At 60.5% G+C, this 15,921-nt stretch carries 16 protein-coding genes; 2 read left to right on the top strand and 14 right to left on the bottom strand.

Going from position 1 to position 15,921, the window contains the following annotated elements; translation table 11 throughout:
• Window positions 1-34: 34 nt before the first annotated feature.
• The 9 genes from EJ576_RS13670 to EJ576_RS13630 all read right to left on the bottom strand — a co-directional run bounded on the left by EJ576_RS13670 (window position 35) and on the right by EJ576_RS13630 (window position 7,131).
• A complete protein-coding gene (locus tag EJ576_RS13670) occupies window positions 35-640 on the bottom strand; it encodes an START domain-containing protein (RefSeq protein WP_126570527.1) in 606 nt (201 codons plus the stop codon).
• 41 nt (window positions 641-681) lie between these two features.
• A complete protein-coding gene (locus EJ576_RS13665; RefSeq protein ID WP_016979374.1) occupies window positions 682-936 on the bottom strand; it encodes a YkgJ family cysteine cluster protein in 255 nt (84 codons plus the stop codon).
• Window positions 937-1,098: 162 nt separating this feature from the next.
• The gene (locus EJ576_RS13660) at window positions 1,099-1,584 is read right to left on the bottom strand and encodes a translation initiation factor 2 (RefSeq protein ID WP_126570526.1); all 486 of its coding nucleotides are present in this window, start codon (window positions 1,582-1,584) and stop codon (window positions 1,099-1,101) included.
• Window positions 1,585-1,688: 104 nt separating this feature from the next.
• Window positions 1,689-3,128, bottom strand: coding sequence for a PLP-dependent aminotransferase family protein (locus EJ576_RS13655; protein ID WP_015885400.1), 1,440 nt, complete (start codon window positions 3,126-3,128; stop codon window positions 1,689-1,691).
• Window positions 3,129-3,379: 251 nt separating this feature from the next.
• A complete protein-coding gene (locus EJ576_RS13650) occupies window positions 3,380-4,195 on the bottom strand; it encodes an OmpA family protein (RefSeq protein ID WP_122726484.1) in 816 nt (271 codons plus the stop codon).
• On the bottom strand, window positions 4,192-4,554 hold the full coding sequence (locus EJ576_RS13645; RefSeq protein WP_122726482.1) for a DUF4398 domain-containing protein: 363 nt from the start codon (window positions 4,552-4,554) through the stop codon (window positions 4,192-4,194). The genes EJ576_RS13650 and EJ576_RS13645 overlap by 4 nt, the downstream gene beginning before the upstream one ends.
• A 9-nt stretch (window positions 4,555-4,563) precedes the next feature.
• Window positions 4,564-5,379, bottom strand: coding sequence for an ABC transporter substrate-binding protein (locus tag EJ576_RS13640; protein WP_122726480.1), 816 nt, complete (start codon window positions 5,377-5,379; stop codon window positions 4,564-4,566).
• A gap of 70 nt (window positions 5,380-5,449) precedes the next feature.
• A complete protein-coding gene (locus EJ576_RS13635) occupies window positions 5,450-6,379 on the bottom strand; it encodes an electron transfer flavoprotein subunit alpha/FixB family protein (protein WP_126570525.1) in 930 nt (309 codons plus the stop codon).
• Between the two features lie 2 nt (window positions 6,380-6,381).
• Complete coding sequence (locus EJ576_RS13630) at window positions 6,382-7,131, bottom strand: electron transfer flavoprotein subunit beta/FixA family protein (protein WP_028617555.1); 750 nt, start codon at window positions 7,129-7,131, stop codon at window positions 6,382-6,384.
• A gap of 506 nt (window positions 7,132-7,637) precedes the next feature.
• Between EJ576_RS13630 and EJ576_RS13625 the strand changes: the two genes are divergently transcribed.
• Window positions 7,638-9,302, top strand: coding sequence for an electron transfer flavoprotein-ubiquinone oxidoreductase (locus tag EJ576_RS13625; protein ID WP_010208416.1), 1,665 nt, complete (start codon window positions 7,638-7,640; stop codon window positions 9,300-9,302).
• A gap of 180 nt (window positions 9,303-9,482) precedes the next feature.
• On the opposite strand, the gene EJ576_RS13620 is transcribed toward EJ576_RS13625, so the two are convergent.
• Entirely contained in the window at window positions 9,483-10,376 is an 894-nt protein-coding gene (locus EJ576_RS13620) for an AraC family transcriptional regulator (RefSeq protein WP_123474561.1), read from the bottom strand.
• Window positions 10,377-10,557: 181 nt separating this feature from the next.
• On the opposite strand from EJ576_RS13620, the gene EJ576_RS13615 reads away from it, so the two are divergent.
• Window positions 10,558-11,610 (top strand): NAD(P)-dependent alcohol dehydrogenase, encoded by a 1,053-nt coding sequence (locus EJ576_RS13615; RefSeq protein WP_126570524.1) that lies wholly within the window; start codon window positions 10,558-10,560, stop codon window positions 11,608-11,610.
• Here the strand turns inward: EJ576_RS13615 and EJ576_RS13610 are convergent, their stop codons facing one another.
• Genes EJ576_RS13610 through EJ576_RS13595 form a run of 4 tightly spaced genes read right to left on the bottom strand, consistent with a single transcriptional unit; the run spans window position 11,611 to window position 15,920 of the window.
• Complete coding sequence (locus EJ576_RS13610; protein WP_126570523.1) at window positions 11,611-12,414, bottom strand: IclR family transcriptional regulator; 804 nt, start codon at window positions 12,412-12,414, stop codon at window positions 11,611-11,613.
• Between the two features lie 46 nt (window positions 12,415-12,460).
• A complete protein-coding gene (gene araH, locus EJ576_RS13605; RefSeq protein WP_028617559.1) occupies window positions 12,461-13,426 on the bottom strand; it encodes an L-arabinose ABC transporter permease AraH in 966 nt (321 codons plus the stop codon).
• Between the two features lie 17 nt (window positions 13,427-13,443).
• The gene (gene araG / locus EJ576_RS13600) at window positions 13,444-14,943 is read right to left on the bottom strand and encodes an L-arabinose ABC transporter ATP-binding protein AraG (protein ID WP_126570522.1); all 1,500 of its coding nucleotides are present in this window, start codon (window positions 14,941-14,943) and stop codon (window positions 13,444-13,446) included.
• Window positions 14,940-15,920 carry a substrate-binding domain-containing protein gene (locus EJ576_RS13595; RefSeq protein ID WP_122726471.1) on the bottom strand — a complete coding sequence of 327 codons (981 nt, stop codon included), beginning with the start codon at window positions 15,918-15,920 and terminating at the stop codon, window positions 14,940-14,942. The genes araG and EJ576_RS13595 overlap by 4 nt, the downstream gene beginning before the upstream one ends.
• Window position 15,921: the final 1 nt, after the last annotated feature.

The raw sequence follows: 15,921 nt of genomic DNA, 5'->3' as shown, positions 1-15,921 counted from the left end.
CCACCCAAGGTAGGAGACACCTGATCAGTTGCGCTTACTTTTCAGCGTGTTCTTTCAAGGCTTTCAAGGTGTTGAACGGCGCGTCCACCACGAACTTGTTGGCCAACCACGAGGGCACGCTGCCGCCTGGCTCGGTGTGCACCTGGTAGGTGACTTCGGTCTGGTTGTCGCCTTTAGGCACCAGTGTCCAGATGCCGTCGACCTGGGCGACACGTACGTAGCCTTTTTCTTCCGGCTTGTAGGTCGGCACGCCTTTCAGCTTACGGGTCAGCGTGCCGTCGGCCGCCTTGGTGGTGGTGATATGCAGGTAGGAATCACGATCCGTCACGGGGAACGGGGCTTTGAATTGGGTGTAGGTCCAACTCTCGTCGCCTTTCTTGTCGACCAGCTTCTGGGATTTGCACTCGTGGATCCAGGCACAGGCACCGGCTACGTCTTCCTGGAGGGCGACGATTTTTGCCAACGGCGCCTTGATCACGGTCACACCGCGATACGCCTTGTATTTGGAGCCGGCAATCTCGCTCAGGGACACTTTGATACCGTCTTCGTCCTTGGCGACTTGCCAATCTTCAGCCTGGGCAGTGGCAGCAAACAACACCGTAAAACCGCACAACACAGCCATTCGTTTCAGCGAACCCATTGTTGTATTCCTTATTGTTGAAGTTCCGATAGTAAAGCCCATCAAGCCGCCGTCATCTGCTCCCACCAGCCGATCAAACGGATTGCATCGGCCTGGTCGGTGCCGCAGACCTCGAGATCCGCCTTGAAATCACTGCACACCGCCGGTCGCTCCGGCTGACCGAAAATCTGACATAACAGTTCGACCGATAGGTGCACACAGCGAACGCCTGCCGGTTTGCCCTGGGGCATTCCGGGTAAAGGCGAACTGATGGAGGGGGCGATGCAGCACGCGCCACAGCCTTCACGGCAATTCATGACCAGCAGGTCCTCGACGACTCAATGTGGATGGCCGGGCTAGAGTACGCCCTAAAACAGCCGTTTTAAAATGGTCTAACAGGGGTTTTTCGCAGAAAACAAAAGTGACTGACCAGTCTCCGACACATGGTCGGCGGTCCACGTCACCTTTGTGGGAAAAGTTTACTGCTTGAACTCGAAATCCAACGCTGCACCTTCCACATCACGCCGTTCTTCGTTGCGCAATTGCAGCTTCATCTCATTGCTGAGCAGGCGGCCGTTGATCTGGAAGGCACTGTTGTCGGTGGGCTTCTCGCCAAACATCGGTGGCAGCAGGGGCACACTCTTGGGCTTGGGCATGGTACCGATGGGCTGCAAGTGCCTGACCATGTCCGACGGCAACGACAGGTCCAACTGTGCCGGTGGCAATTGTGTCTGCGTCACTTCGCGCGACGCCTTGGACTTACTGGCCGCACGTTTTTTGGCGGCAGCAGTGGGTTTCTTCACCGCTGGCGCTTTTTTTACGGAGGCCGGTTTTTTTGCGGGGGTATTCTGCTCGGTACCGGCGACGGGCTTGGTTTCGCTCACAGGTGCCGCCGCCAGCGCTGTGCCGACGTTGCACAGGCTTAACAGGCCAATCACCAAAACCGCACGAAAAATCGAAGTCATATTGCCTACAGCTTTAACGGCAGAGGGCCATATGCTCGCTTGTTGTGCGCGGCATGACAAGCGCGGTGATTAGCTTGCTATAGGATTTGTCCCCTATCTGAGCGTCACAGTCCGGCGGCGGTTTCCTGGCAGAGCTGGCTCGCCAGCATCCCCAACGTCATCAGCGCCCGCTCTGCCTCGCGGTTCCACGGCGTGCCGCAGTTGAGGCGAATACAGTGGTTGAACTGCTCGGTGTTACTGAAGATCAGCCCCGGCGCGATGCTGATGCCCTGTTGCAGTGCACGTACGTGCAGTTCCTGGGTATTGACCCGTCCGGGCAAACTGACCCACAGGATGAAGCCGCCGGTCGGACGCGTCATCTGGGTGCCTTCCGGGAAATATTGCTGCACGGCCAGTTGGAAGGCGCTGAGGTTCTTGCGGTACTCCTGGCGGATGTAACGCAGGTGCCGGTCGTAACCGCCGTTTTCCAGGTACGCGGCGACGCCCATCTGCGTGACGCTGCACGCGGAGTGGGTGCTGAACATCTGCAAGCGCTGGATCTCCTGCTGGTACTTGCCGGCAATCATCCAACCGATGCGCACGCCGGGAGACAGCGTCTTGGAAAAGCTGGAGCAATAGATCACCCGATCCAGACGATCATAGGCCTTCAGGGCCTTGGTGCGGCCCAGTTCGAACATCAGCTCGCCGTAGATATCGTCCTCGACAATCTGGATATCGAAGTCCGACGCCAGGCGCAGCAACTGTTTCTGCCGTTCTTCGGGCATGGTACCGCCCAGCGGGTTACTCAAGCGCGTGGTCAGCACCAGCGCCTTGATCGACCATTGGTTGGCCGCCAGTTGCAGGGCTTCCAGGCTCATGCCGGTGGACGGGTCGCTGGGGATCTCAATGACTTTGAGGCCCAACAGGTCGGCCAATTGCAGCAAGCCGTAATAGGTCGGTGATTCAGCGGCAATCAGGTCGCCAGGCCGCGTCAGTACGCGCAGCGACATTTGCAAGGCATCGACGCAACCGTGGGTGATCACCACTTCGGAAGGGTCCACCACCACGCCTGCATCACGCATGCGGATCGCCACCTGGCGGCGCAGCGGTTCGAAACCGGGGCTGAACATGTAGCTGAATGCCCGTGGGCTCTGGAAGCGCGTGACCTTGGCCAATTGCTGGTGCAGCGCGCGTACCGGCAGGTAATCCACGCTCGGCACAGCGGCGCCCAGCGGGAACACTCCTTCGCGGCGCGACTCGCCCAATACCTGCTGGATGATACTGCTGCGGGTGACCAGGCCCGGGCGTTCGACCCGGGCGATGTCCGGCGTCGGCGCGGTGAGTGCTGGCGTCTGGTGCACGTAATAGCCGGACTGCGGCCGCGCCCGAATCAGCCCCTGGTCTTCCAGGTTGGCGTAGGCCTGCAACACCGTGGCGTGGCTCACGTTCAACTGCGAGCTCATCTTGCGCACCGAAGGCACGCGCTCGCCCGGTTGATAGACACCGCGCCGGATATCCTCAGCCAGTTGCTGGGCGATACGTTGGTAAAGCAACAGATTGGTCATGACGCAGCACTCGATTTCACGGGTATTTTATTTTTGTGTGAAACATACCGGCACAGTTTAGAAGTGTACGGGGACAGTTGCCACAATAGTCGAGCGCGCGTTGTAGTGACAGCAAAAACTGTGAGGGTGTACACCCAACAAATGTGGGAGGGGGCTTGCCCCCGATAGCGATGGTTCAATCAACCTCTTCGGTGACTGACGCTCCGCCATCGGGGGCAAGCCCCCTCCCACAGTTAAATCGATGCAAGCCTTTATCGGGCTGCGCCGAGTTGGCCTTTCTCGTCGGAGAACACAATTTCCACACGACGGTTCTGCGCCCTGCCCCGCTCGGAAGCATTGGCCTCCACCGGGTACTGGTCGCCATAACCCTCGACCTGGATGCGTTTTTCGTCGATCCCCAGGTCAACCAGCACATCCGCCACCGACTGTGCGCGGTCACGCGACAGTTTGAGGTTTTCGCGCTCGCCGCCGGTATTGTCGGCATACCCCTCGATGCGCACCACGCGCTTGGGGTTGAGTTGCAGGAACTGTACGATTTTCAGCACCGTGCGGTTGGCCGAGTTTTTCAGCTCTGCTTCACCGGTATCGAACAGCACATCGCCCAGGGTCATCACCAGGCCACGATCGGTCTGGGTAGTGGCCAGGCTGGCGATCTGTTCTTCAAGCCATTTGCCCTGCTGCTGCACGCTGATCAGCTTGTTTTCACGCAGGGCCAACTGCAGGCGCTGGCGCTCCAGTTCGAGCTTTACACCCCGCTCTTGGTTGAGCGCCTGTTCGGTATGTTCGCGGGCGATGGCGCTGTAGCGCTGGCTCAGGTAGGCGTAATGCACTACATCGGCACCGCTGCCCCAGTAGCTGGACAAGCGATCGGCGCGCGCCAGGGATTCACCGGCGCGGATCACGTCCTTGGGCGCAAAACGCAGCACGTTGGCGTCTTCCTTGACTTGCTGGAAGTCGTTACCTGCCTGCTGCAAGGCCTGCTCGCTGTCGGGATGGCTGGCGCAACCGCCCAACACGGCGGTGCCCAACAGTACCGCACAGCTCAAACCGCGGATCATCGGGTTCATTGGGCTTCTCCCAACTGCAACTGCTTGCGCAGACGGGTGATGCGGGCGTTGAGCACGTTCAACTGTTCCTGGCTCTTGCGGGTCAGCACTTGGGCTTCTGCCAGGCGTGCATCCAGTTCGGCTTGCTCGAAACGCATACGTGCGTTTTTGTAGGATTGGTCGGCCATGCTCGACTTGGCCCGGGCGAACTTGGCTTCAGCCAGTTTCAATTCAGGCGATTCATCCGCGTTGGCCCCCACGGCACTGGCTTGCTCCAAGGCTTGCTGGGTGAGGCGCATTTGTTCATTCGGCGCAGGATCGACTGCACATCCCGCCAGAGCGACAACGGCGAGGGCCGCGAAAAGAGGTCGAAGAGTCACTGAAAATCCCTACTTTGTTGGGGTGCCGACGGGTTGCTGCAATTGCGCTTTCCAGCGCTCCAGATTGCTCTGCAACGCAGCTTGCGCCACACCGGACGCGGGCAATTCTGTCATCTTTTTGGCCAGCTGTCCGCGCAGCCACGGATCATTGCAGGCCGAGTTGTGGGAAATCGCCAGGTACAGGCCCGGCTGGTCGATGGGAATATCGCGGGCAACCAAGTCGTTGCTCATGCCCAAGGTCTGCGCCATGGCCATACCGGAATAACGCCCGGCGAGCACGTAGTCCACTTCACCCAGCAGCAGTTTCTGGAACGCCGGCGTCAGCGACGGCAGGCGTTGCAGGCTCAGTTGCTCACCGGCGAAGGTTTCGAAGGCCGCACTCAAACGCGCACGTTCCGACACTGCGCCTTTGTGCCCGTGCAGGTCGGCGGCCGTGGCATAGGCCAGCGTCGAGTCCTTGCGCGTCCACACCAAGTAGTCGAGCTGCACCAGCGCTGGGTGGATGTAGTCGAGGGTTTCCAGCTCACCCAGGTTCAGCGGCGCGTCGGCGAGGATATCCATGCGCCCGCTGCGCACTTCCTCCAGGGCCAGGGAGCGTTTGCCACCGTAGAGCAGGTCGACTTTCAAGCCGAGGTCCTTGCCCACTTGTTGCAACACATCGGCGGTGGCGCCGATCAGGTGCGTGGGGTCTTGTGGGTCGCGCCAGAGCAACGGCGGTGCGTCCGGGCTGCCGGTGATCACCAGGCGATCGCATTTGCCGGCGGCCAGCGACAGCGTCGGCAGCAATGTGAGGCCCAGCAGTACCGCCCAAGGGCGCAATTCCATGGCGTGTGTCTCCAAGTCAAAAAAAAGCCCGGTCACAAGGACCGGGCTCTTTATAAGTGAAGCGACTGGATTAGACCAGCTTCTCCAACTCAGGGACGGCTTCGAACAAGTCCGCCACCAGGCCGTAATCGGCGACCTGGAAGATCGGCGCTTCTTCGTCCTTGTTGATCGCAACGATCACTTTGGAGTCTTTCATACCGGCCAAGTGCTGGATCGCGCCGGAGATACCGACGGCGATGTACAGCTGTGGCGCAACGATCTTGCCGGTCTGACCGACCTGCATGTCGTTGGGTACGAAACCTGCGTCAACGGCCGCGCGGGAAGCGCCGACCGCAGCGCCCAGCTTGTCGGCCAGGGCGTACAGGTGCTTGAAGTTGTCACCGTTCTGCATGCCACGGCCGCCGGAAACGACGATCTTGGCAGCGGTCAGCTCAGGACGATCCGACTTGGCCAGCTCTTCGCCTACGAAGCTGGAAGTGCCAGCGTCGTGGGCAGACGCAACGGCTTCAACGGCAGCCGAACCACCTTCGGCGGCAACCGGGTCGAAACCGGTAGCACGCACGGTGATGACTTTGACCGAAGCGTTGGACTGTACGGTAGCGATGGCGTTACCGGCGTAGATCGGGCGCTTGAACGTGTCGGCGCTTTCAACCGAAATGATCTCGGAGATCTGGTCAACGTCCAACTGCGCGGCAACGCGTGGCAGGATGTTTTTACCGTTGGAGGTAGCAGCAGCCAGGATGTGGCTGTAGCCAGCGCCCAACTCAGCTACCAGCGGAGCAACGTTTTCTGGCAACTGATGCGCGTAGGCGGCGTTGTCAGCGTTCAGGACTTTGCTCACGCCCGCGATTTTCGCAGCGGCTTCAGCCACGGCGCCAGCGCCCTGGCCGGCAACCAGCACGTGAATGTCGCCACCGATTTTAACGGCAGCGGCCACGGTGTTCAGGGTGGCCGGGGCCAGCACCTTGTTATCGTGTTCGGCGATTACGAGGATAGTCATGATCAGATCACCTTCGCTTCGTTTTTCAGTTTCTCGACCAGTTCGGCCACCGACTTGACCTTAATGCCCGCGCTGCGTGCAGCCGGTGCTTCAACCTTGACGGTCTTGTTGGTGGAGGCGGTGGAAACGCCCAAAGCTTCAGGAGTAACCGACTCAAGCGGCTTCTTCTTGGCTTTCATGATGTTTGGCAGGGACGCGTAGCGCGGCTCGTTCAAACGCAGGTCGGTGGTGACGATGGCCGGCAGTTTCAAGGAAACGGTCTGCGCGCCGCCGTCGATTTCACGGGTTACAGCTACGCTGTCGCCGCTCACTTCGACTTTGGAAGCGAAGGTGCCCTGGCCATAACCGGTCAGTGCAGCCAGCATCTGGCCGGTCTGGTTGTTGTCGCTGTCGATGGCCTGTTTGCCGAGGATCACCAGCTGAGGCTGTTCCTTGTCGACAACGGCTTTGAGCAGCTTGGCCACGGCCAGGGAGGTTAGCTCTTCAGCGGACTCGACCAGGATGGCGCGGTCGGCACCCAGTGCCAGGGCGGTACGCAGCTGCTCTTGAGCAGTGGTAGGGCCGATGGAAACCACGACGATTTCAGTCGCCACGCCTTTCTCTTTCAGGCGGACGGCTTCTTCCACAGCGATTTCGCAGAAAGGGTTCATCGACATCTTGACGTTAGCAAGGTCGACGCCGGAATTGTCCGCCTTGACGCGAACTTTCACGTTGTAATCGACAACGCGTTTGACAGCTACAAGAACCTTCATGGATTCCTCGTTACTCTCCGGTGAAAAGAAAGTCGCCTAGGCGAACCTGGCGGTTGATGCTCATCGGCACACAAGGGCACCTCCAAAAACGCAGGCGGCGACCTTGCTCACGGGAAATGATGACCGTTCGTCAGTGGTGACTGAGAGGTCATTCTTTATCGCAGCGTGTAAACTGCGCGCCATTGTCTGGACGCGCGCCACCTGTCTCGCTTTTGGACGTGCTCTTGAAACCTGCAGTCTGCCTACGGTTAGCGCAAAACCGACCGTATATTGACCGGAACACCTATTCTGGTCAATACGGCAAAATAGCCAGTCATAAGCCGCACCACTTTGATTTACCTAGCCTGCGGGCAATTCAAACAAACGTTTGTATTGGACGCTAGCAGTGGTGTAGATATAATGCGCCACCTAGAGAGAAAGGTGGGTCTTGCCGTTGCCGCAAGACAACACCGAACCTCCACCCATTAGAAAAAAAAGCCTGTTGAGCCTTGAGTAGGAGATAGCCTGTGGAACGCGAATACATGGAATTCGACGTGGTCATCGTCGGCGCTGGCCCGGCGGGACTGTCTGCCGCCTGCCGACTGAAGCAGAAGGCCGCCGAAGCCGGTAAGGAAATCAGCGTCTGCGTGGTCGAGAAAGGCTCCGAAGTCGGCGCGCATATCCTCTCCGGTGCCGTGTTCGAACCACGCGCCCTGAACGAACTGTTCCCGGACTGGAAAGAACTCGGCGCCCCGCTCAACACTCCGGTGGTGCGCGATGACATCTATGTACTGCGCAGCCCCGAAGCCTCCACCAAGGTGCCTGACTTCTTCGTGCCCAAGACCATGCACAACGAAGGCAACTACATCATCTCCCTGGGCAACCTGTGCCGCTGGCTGGCCCAGCAGGCCGAGAACCTGGGCGTGGAAGTCTACCCAGGCTTCGCCGCACAGGAAGCGCTGTTCGACGAAAACGGCGTAGTGCGCGGGATCATCACCGGCGACCTCGGCGTCGACCGTGAAGGCAACCCGAAAGAAGGCGTCTACACCCCCGGCATGGAACTGCGCGGCAAGTACACGCTGTTCGCCGAAGGTTGCCGTGGCCACATCGGCAAGCAGCTGATCCAGCGTTTCAACCTGGACAGCGACGCCGACGCCCAGCATTACGGCATCGGCCTGAAGGAAATCTGGGAAATCGACCCAGCCAAGCACCAACCTGGCCTGGTGGTGCACACCGCCGGTTGGCCGCTGGACATCATGAGCGCCGAAAATACCGGCGGCTCGTTCCTCTATCACCTGGAAAACAACCAGGTGGTGGTCGGATTGATCGTCGACCTGTCCTACAGCAACACCTTCCTGTCGCCGTTCGATGAGTTCCAGCGCCTCAAGCACCACCCGGTGCTGGCCCAATACCTGGAAGGCGGCAAGCGCATCAGCTACGGCGCACGCGCCATCTGCAAAGGCGGCCTGAACTCGCTGCCGAAGATGGTCTTCAAGGGCGGCGCGCTGATCGGTTGCGACCTCGGCACCCTGAACTTCGCCAAGATCAAGGGCAGCCATACCGCGATGAAGTCCGGCATGCTCGCCGCCGACGCCGTGGCCGACCGCCTGTTCGCCGAATCCGAGGGCGGTGATGAACTGACCGCTTACGTCGACAGCTTCAAGTCCAGCTGGCTCTACGAAGAACTGTTCGCCAGCCGCAACTTCGGCCCGGCGATGCACAAGTTCGGCCCGATCATCGGCGCCGGCTTCAACTGGTTCGACCAGAACATCCTCGGCGGCAAAATGCCGTTCACCCTGCACGACACCAAGCCGGACTACGCCTGCCTCAAGCTGGCCAAGGACAGCAAGAAAATCGACTATCCGAAACCCGACGGCAAGCTGAGCTTCGACAAGCTGAGCTCGGTGTTCATCTCCGGTACCAACCACGAAGAAGAGCAACCGTGCCACTTGAAGCTCAAAGACCCGAGCATCCCGATCGGCACCAACCTGCCGCTCTACGATGAACCGGCGCAGCGCTACTGCCCGGCCGGCGTGTATGAAGTGATCACCAAAGAAGACGGCGAGAAGCGCTTCCAGATCAACGCCCAGAACTGCGTGCACTGCAAGACCTGTGACATCAAGGACCCTTCGCAGAACATCACCTGGGTCACACCGGAAGGCGCGGGTGGGCCGACTTACCCGAATATGTAAGCTCGCAACTCGAACAAAAAGGCTCCCAAATGGGAGCCTTTTTTATGGGTGGAACTCGGTCAAATGTGGGAGGGGGCTTGCCCCCGATGACAATAGGTCAGCTACAGATATGTTGGCTGATGTACCGCTATCGGGGGCAAGCCCCCTCCCACATTTTTAACCACAGTGTGCCAGGCAGAATCAGGCGGCCCGCTCCTCGCCGGGATTGCGCAGGAAGTAGCGTTTATATTCCCGACTGAACTGCGACGTACTCTGATACCCCACGTTATGCGCCGCCTGCGCCACGCCCATGCCGTCCACCAACAGCAGTTGCTGGGCCTTGAGCAAGCGCAGACGCTTCAGGTACTGCACCGGTGACAACAACGTACAGCGCTTGAAATGTTCATGAAACGTCGACGCACTCATGTGCGCATACCCCGCCAGCGTCTCGATATTCAGCGGCTCGGCGTAATGGGCATGCAGGTGATTCAGCGACGTGGCGATCCGCGAAAACTGCCCCTGCTGTTCCACCAGCGCCCGCAATACATCCGCTTGCGGGCCACGCAACGCGGTGAACAACACTTCCCTGACCCGCGCCGGGCCCATGATCCGGCTTTCCAGCGGATCGTGCAGGCATTGCAATAGTCGCTCGACGGCGCCGCGCATTGCGTCATCGAGCATCACCGAGCTCATCGACTCCAGCGTCTGTGCGGTCGGTGGCGGCCCGGCCTGAATGCCCATGGCCATGACCAGTTCACCCAACACCACGCGGTCGATGCCCACCGTGACGCCGTACAACGGCGCATCGGGGGCCATGGCAAACGTCTCGCACTCGAACGGCACCGGCATCGCCTGGATCAGGTAATGCCCGGCGCCATACTCCAGCGTACGCGGGCCGAGGTAGGCGACTTTGCTGCCCTGGGCCACGAACATCAGGCTTGGCTCGTAGATCTGCGGCCCACGCGCCACGTCGCAACTGGCGCGCAGCACCTGCACGCCGGGCAGGTTCGTCGGCGAGAAACCGTCGCAGGGCGTGAGCCCTTCAATCAAGGCAACCAGCGTGGCGTTGGCGTCGAGATGGCGGGTGAGCAACATGGCAAAAAACTTCGCGAAAAGGGGATGAGAGCATCATCGCAGGTCTCGCGTCACAAGGATCCAAACACGGGGCACTCCCGGACGAATAGGCATGAGACTCGGAGCAATCGCCATGGCCGCATCAGGACCCGGCGCGGAGAATGCGCCACCTCACCTGTCATTGCTTTTGCGAGGTCTCCCCATGTACACCGCCATCGGTTACGCCGCCCAGTCGGCCACCACTCCCCTCGCCCCCATGTCGTTCCAGCGCCGCAGCCCACGCGCCGATGATGTGGCGATCGAGATCCTGTACTGCGGCGTGTGCCACTCCGACATCCACCAGGCACGCAACGAGTGGGGCATCGCCGTGTACCCGCTGATGCCCGGCCACGAGATCGTCGGCAAAGTCACCGCCGTTGGCGCCAACGTCACCGCGCACAAAATCGGTGATCTGGTCGGCGTGGGCTGCATGGTCGATTCGTGCCGTCACTGCGACGCCTGCCAATCGAACCTGGAGCAATACTGCCTCGAAGGCCCGACCATGACCTACGCCACCCCGGACCGCGTTGACGGCAGCAACACCATGGGCGGTTACTCCGACAGCATCGTGGTCAGCGAACATTTCGTGGTGAAGATCCCAGCCAAGCTCGACCTGGCCAGCGCCGCGCCGATTCTGTGTGCCGGCATCACCACCTACTCGCCGCTCAAGCACTACGGCGTGAAGGCCGGCGATAAAGTCGGCGTGCTCGGCATGGGCGGCCTGGGCCATATGGGCATCAAGTTTGCCAAGGCCATGGGCGCGGAAGTGACCTTGTTCACCCGCTCGGCAAGCAAGGCCGAAGAAGGCCGTCGCCAGGGCGCCGATCATGTGATCGTGTCCACCGACGAGGCCCAGATGAAAGCTGCCGCCGGGCACTTCGACTTCCTGCTGGACACCATTCCGGTGCAACACGACCTGAACCCCTACCTCGACGTGCTGCGCTTTGACGGCGTGCACATCCTGGTCGGCCTGATCGAGCCGGTGGACCCGCCCGTCAACGCCGCCAAGCTGGTGCTGGGCCGCAAAGTACTGGCCGGTTCCCTGATCGGTGGCATTGCCGAAACCCAGGAAGTCCTGGATTTCTGCGACGAGCACGGCATCACCTGCGACATCGAAATGCTCGACATCCGCAATATCAACGAAGCCTACAGCCGCATGATCGCCGGCGACGTGAAGTACCGCTTTGTCATCGACATGGCGACCCTGAAGGCCTGATCAGGCCTTCGCGCCCAACTCCGCCGACAGCCGGGCTGCGACCTGTTTGACCACAGGAATCAGCTCGGCCATTTTCTCCAGCGGCATGTAGGGCACGGTACTGGCGATGCTGATACCGGCGACAATGCGCCGGCTGGCATCGCGCACCGGTGCCGCCACGCAACGGATCGACGGTTCGTTGTCTTCCAGGTCGAACGCATAACCGCCCACCACGTATTCATGCATGCGCTGCTCGAACTGCGCCCAGGATTGCTCCGGGTGCTGCGGCCACTGCAGGCTTTTCCCACCGGCTGGCAGGCTGGCTTCGTACAGACGTTGCCACTCTGCGAGCGTGTCATCCAGCAGCAATGCCTTGCCGATCCCGGTGCGCGCCAGCGGCATGCGATGGCCGACCCGCGAGCGCATTTCCGGGCCATTACGGCCGGGGTTCTTGTGCAGGTACAGCACGTCGTCGTATTCACGGATGGCCAGGTGGATGGTGTCGCCGGTCAGCGCCGACAACTCATCCAGATACGGAATGGCCAAGGTCACCAGCGGCAGCTCTTCGCGTGCCTGAAAACCCAGCTCGATCAACTTCGGCCCCAACAGGTAACCGACCTGCGGCACCACGCGCAGGTAACGCTCTTCCACCAGGCAACTGGCCAGGCGGTGGGTGGTGCTGCGGGTGGTACCGATGCGCTTGGCGATCTCTTTCAGATCCCGCGCACCGGCCGCCACCGCCTGCACCACGCCCAGGCCACGCAGCAGGGTCTGGGTGCCGGTGGGGGCGGCGTCTTTGACGGGGGTGTGGGCGTTTTCCTGCATATCGGGCCTATGTGGTGGTACGAAAACGGCGAGCATTATGACCCAATCAGCGCTGCTTCATGCGGTCGATGATGACGGCCAGCAACAGGATGGAGCCACGGATAACGTACTGGTAAAAGGTGTCGATGTTCTTCAGGTTCATCGCATTCTCGATGATCGCCAAAATCAGCACCCCGGCAATCACGTGACGGATCATGCCGATGCCGCCACTCAACGACACCCCGCCCAATACACACGCCGAGATCACGGTCAGCTCAAACCCCTGGCCAATCATCGGCTGGCCCGAGGTCATGCGCGACGCAAGAATCACCCCGGCCAACGCTCCAATCAGGCCGTGCACGGCAAAGATGATGATCTTGGTACGATCAACATTCACCCCGGCCAACAACGCCGCTTCCTGGTTACCGCCGATGGCCATGGTGTTGCGCCCGTAGGTGGTGTAGTTGAGCAGCCAGCCAAAGAACACAAAGCACAGCACGGTGATGATGATCGGCACCGGCACGCCCATCAGTTGGCCGTTGCCGAACACGAAGAAACCTTCATCCATCACGCCGACGGCCTTGCCGTTGGAAAAGATGTACGCCAGTCCACGCACGATCTGCATGGTCGCCAAGGTCGCGATCAATGCGTTGATACGCAGCTTGGCGATGACAATGCCGTTGATCAGTCCCACCACCAGGCCCATGGCCAACGCAGCGGACACGCCGAGCACCACGCTGTCGGTGTCGCGGATCACAATGCCCGCGACCACACCGGCACAGGCAATCACCGAGCCCACCGACAAGTCGAAGTGCCCCGACGCCAGGCAGAACAGCATGGTGCACGCCGCAATACCCACGGTAGAAATCGCCAGGCCCAACCCGCGCATGTTCAGCGGCGAAAGGAAGTTATCGATAAACAACGCACTGAGCACGAAGATGCTCAACGCGGCGAGCAACATCACCCAGTCATCGAGGAACTTGCGCTGGTTGAAACCCGGCCAGAAGCCCTTTGCAGTTTTTACCTCAGACATCATTCACCTCGAATTCTTCAAGCCCGCGAACGCGGGAGAGCCAGTTGCAACAGCCGTGCTTCGTCCGCCTGGTCGCGGGTGAGTTCGCCGGTCAGGGCGCCTTCGCTCATCACCAGGATGCGGTCGCTGATGCCCATCACTTCCATCAGGTCGCTGGACACCACGATCACCGCAATACCGCTGGCGGCGAGGTTGTGGATGATCTGGTAGATCTCCGACTTGGCGCCGATGTCGATACCACGGGTCGGCTCGTCCAACAGCAGCACCTTCATCGGCATCGACAGCCAGCGGCCGAGAATGGCCTTCTGCTGGTTGCCGCCGGAGAGGTACATGATTTTCTGTTCGGCGTTGGGCGTCTTGACCTTCATCGCCTTGATCTGCCGGTCGGCGTTGGTGGTTTCCCAGCCGTCGCGCAACAGCCAGCCAAAAGTGGAATGGGCACCGCGCGCGCTGATATTGATGTTCTCGGCCACACTGGACAGCGGAATGATCCCCTCCTTCTTGCGGTCTTCCGGGCACAGCAAGACGCCGGCAGCAATCGCGTCGCGGGGTGAACGCAATTGCAATGTTTGCCCGCAGAGTTCAAGGCTACCGGCGGTGCTGCGAGTCAAACCGCTCAGCAGCCGAAACAGCTCCGTGCGCCCTGCCCCGACCAATCCGAACAGGCCAAGAATCTCGCCCTTGTGCACCTGCAAGCTGACCGGCTCACGCAGGCCTGGTCCGAGCAAACCCCCGACCTTAAGCGCTACGTCGCCCTGTTCCCGTGGCCGGTAATCGTAGATGTCCTGGATATCGCGACCGACCATGCACGTCACCAACTGGTCATGGGTCAGCGCGTTCATATCGTCGAAAGTGCGCACATAACGGCCGTCCTTGAACACCGTCACCGCGTTGCAGATGCGGAACACCTCTTCCATACGGTGCGACACATAGAGCACGACTTTGCCCTCATCGCGCAGGCGGGTGATGATCGCCATCAAGCGGTCGATCTCCCGCGCCGACAAGCTGCTGGTGGGTTCGTCGAAGGCAATCACATGGGCGCCACGGGACAACGCCTTGGCGATTTCCACCAGTTGGCGCTGACCCAGTGACAGGCGTCCGAGCTTTTCGTCCGGATCGATTTCATCGGCCAGGCCTTTGAGACACGCCAACGCTTGCTTGCGCAATTGACTGCGGTTGACCACCCCGAAGCGCGTCGGCAAATGCCCGAGGAACAGGTTTTCGGCGACGGTCATTTCCGGCACCAGATGCAGCTCCTGGTGGATCACCGCCACGCCGCTGGCAATGCTGTCGGCGGCGGACTTGAAGTCCATGGTCTGCTCGCCGATCTGCAGTGTTCCGCTGCTCGGCAGGTAGGCGCCGCCGAGAATCTTCAGCAGCGTCGACTTGCCCGCGCCGTTTTCACCCATCAACGCATGCACCTCGCGCGGCCGCGCTTCAAAGCTGATTTGCGCCAGGGCTTTCACACCGGGAAATTCCTTGCCGATGCCGTTGAATCGCAGGGCCGCGCCGATCATTTCCACAGCCCGATTTTGCTCAGCTCTTCCTTGAAGTTGGCGCGGGTGATCAGGGTCACGTTGTCCAACGCGGTGAACTTGGCAGGCTCGGTGCCTTTGGTGACCCATTCGAACATGGCGCTGGCGGTTTTGTAGCCGGAGGCGTCAGGGCTTAGCAGCATCGAGCCGTAAAAACCGGTGTCGGTTTTCTTCAGTTCTTCAATCGCATCGGTACCGTTGATGCCGACGCCGATCACGTTGGCCGCTTTGAAACCGGCGCTTTCGGTGGCGCGCACGCCGCCCAGTACGGTGCTGTCGTTCATGCCGCCGATGATCAGGTTTTTCGCAGCGCTGGGCAGTTTCACCAGGGCCGAGTTGGTGGCGTCCATGCTGCCGGGCACGTCGAGGGTCTTCTGCGCACTGAACAGGATATGGTCTGCGGGCAGGCCGGCAGCCTTGAGCCCTTCTACCGAACCGTCGGTGCGTTTCTTGCCGGTTTCCAGCTCGTCAAAGGTGTTGATGACGGCGTAGGTTTCCTTCCAATCCCAGTTGCGATGCTTGGCTTCGGCGGCCATGGCTTCGCCTTGTTTCTGGCCGATCTTGTAGGCATCCAGGCCGACGTAAGGCACGTCTTCCATGGGCTTGCCCTTGGCGTCGACGAAACGGTCGTCCACCGCCAGCACCTTAAGGTTATTGAGCTTGGCCTTGGCCATGATTGCCGGGCCGAGGGACACATCCGGCGGGCAGATGACGAAGCCCTTGGCGCCGTTGGCGGCCAGGGTGTCGATGGCCGACAGGGTTTTCTCACCATCGGGCACAGCGATCTTGATCACGGTGAAGCCCTGGTCCTTGCCGGCTTTTTCAGCGAAGGCCCATTCGGTCTGGAACCAGGGTTCTTCGGCCTGCTTGACCAGGAAGCCGATTTTCACTTCTTCGGCGGATACAACGCCGCTGAACGCGACCGCGAGGGCCAGGGTGCCGAGTGTCTTCTTGAGCATG

Source organism: Pseudomonas sp. C 49-2, from assembly GCF_003970195.1.
GTDB classification, from domain to species: domain Bacteria; phylum Pseudomonadota; class Gammaproteobacteria; order Pseudomonadales; family Pseudomonadaceae; genus Aquipseudomonas; species Aquipseudomonas canadensis.
This window is presented reverse-complemented; position numbering and strand designations above follow the sequence as displayed.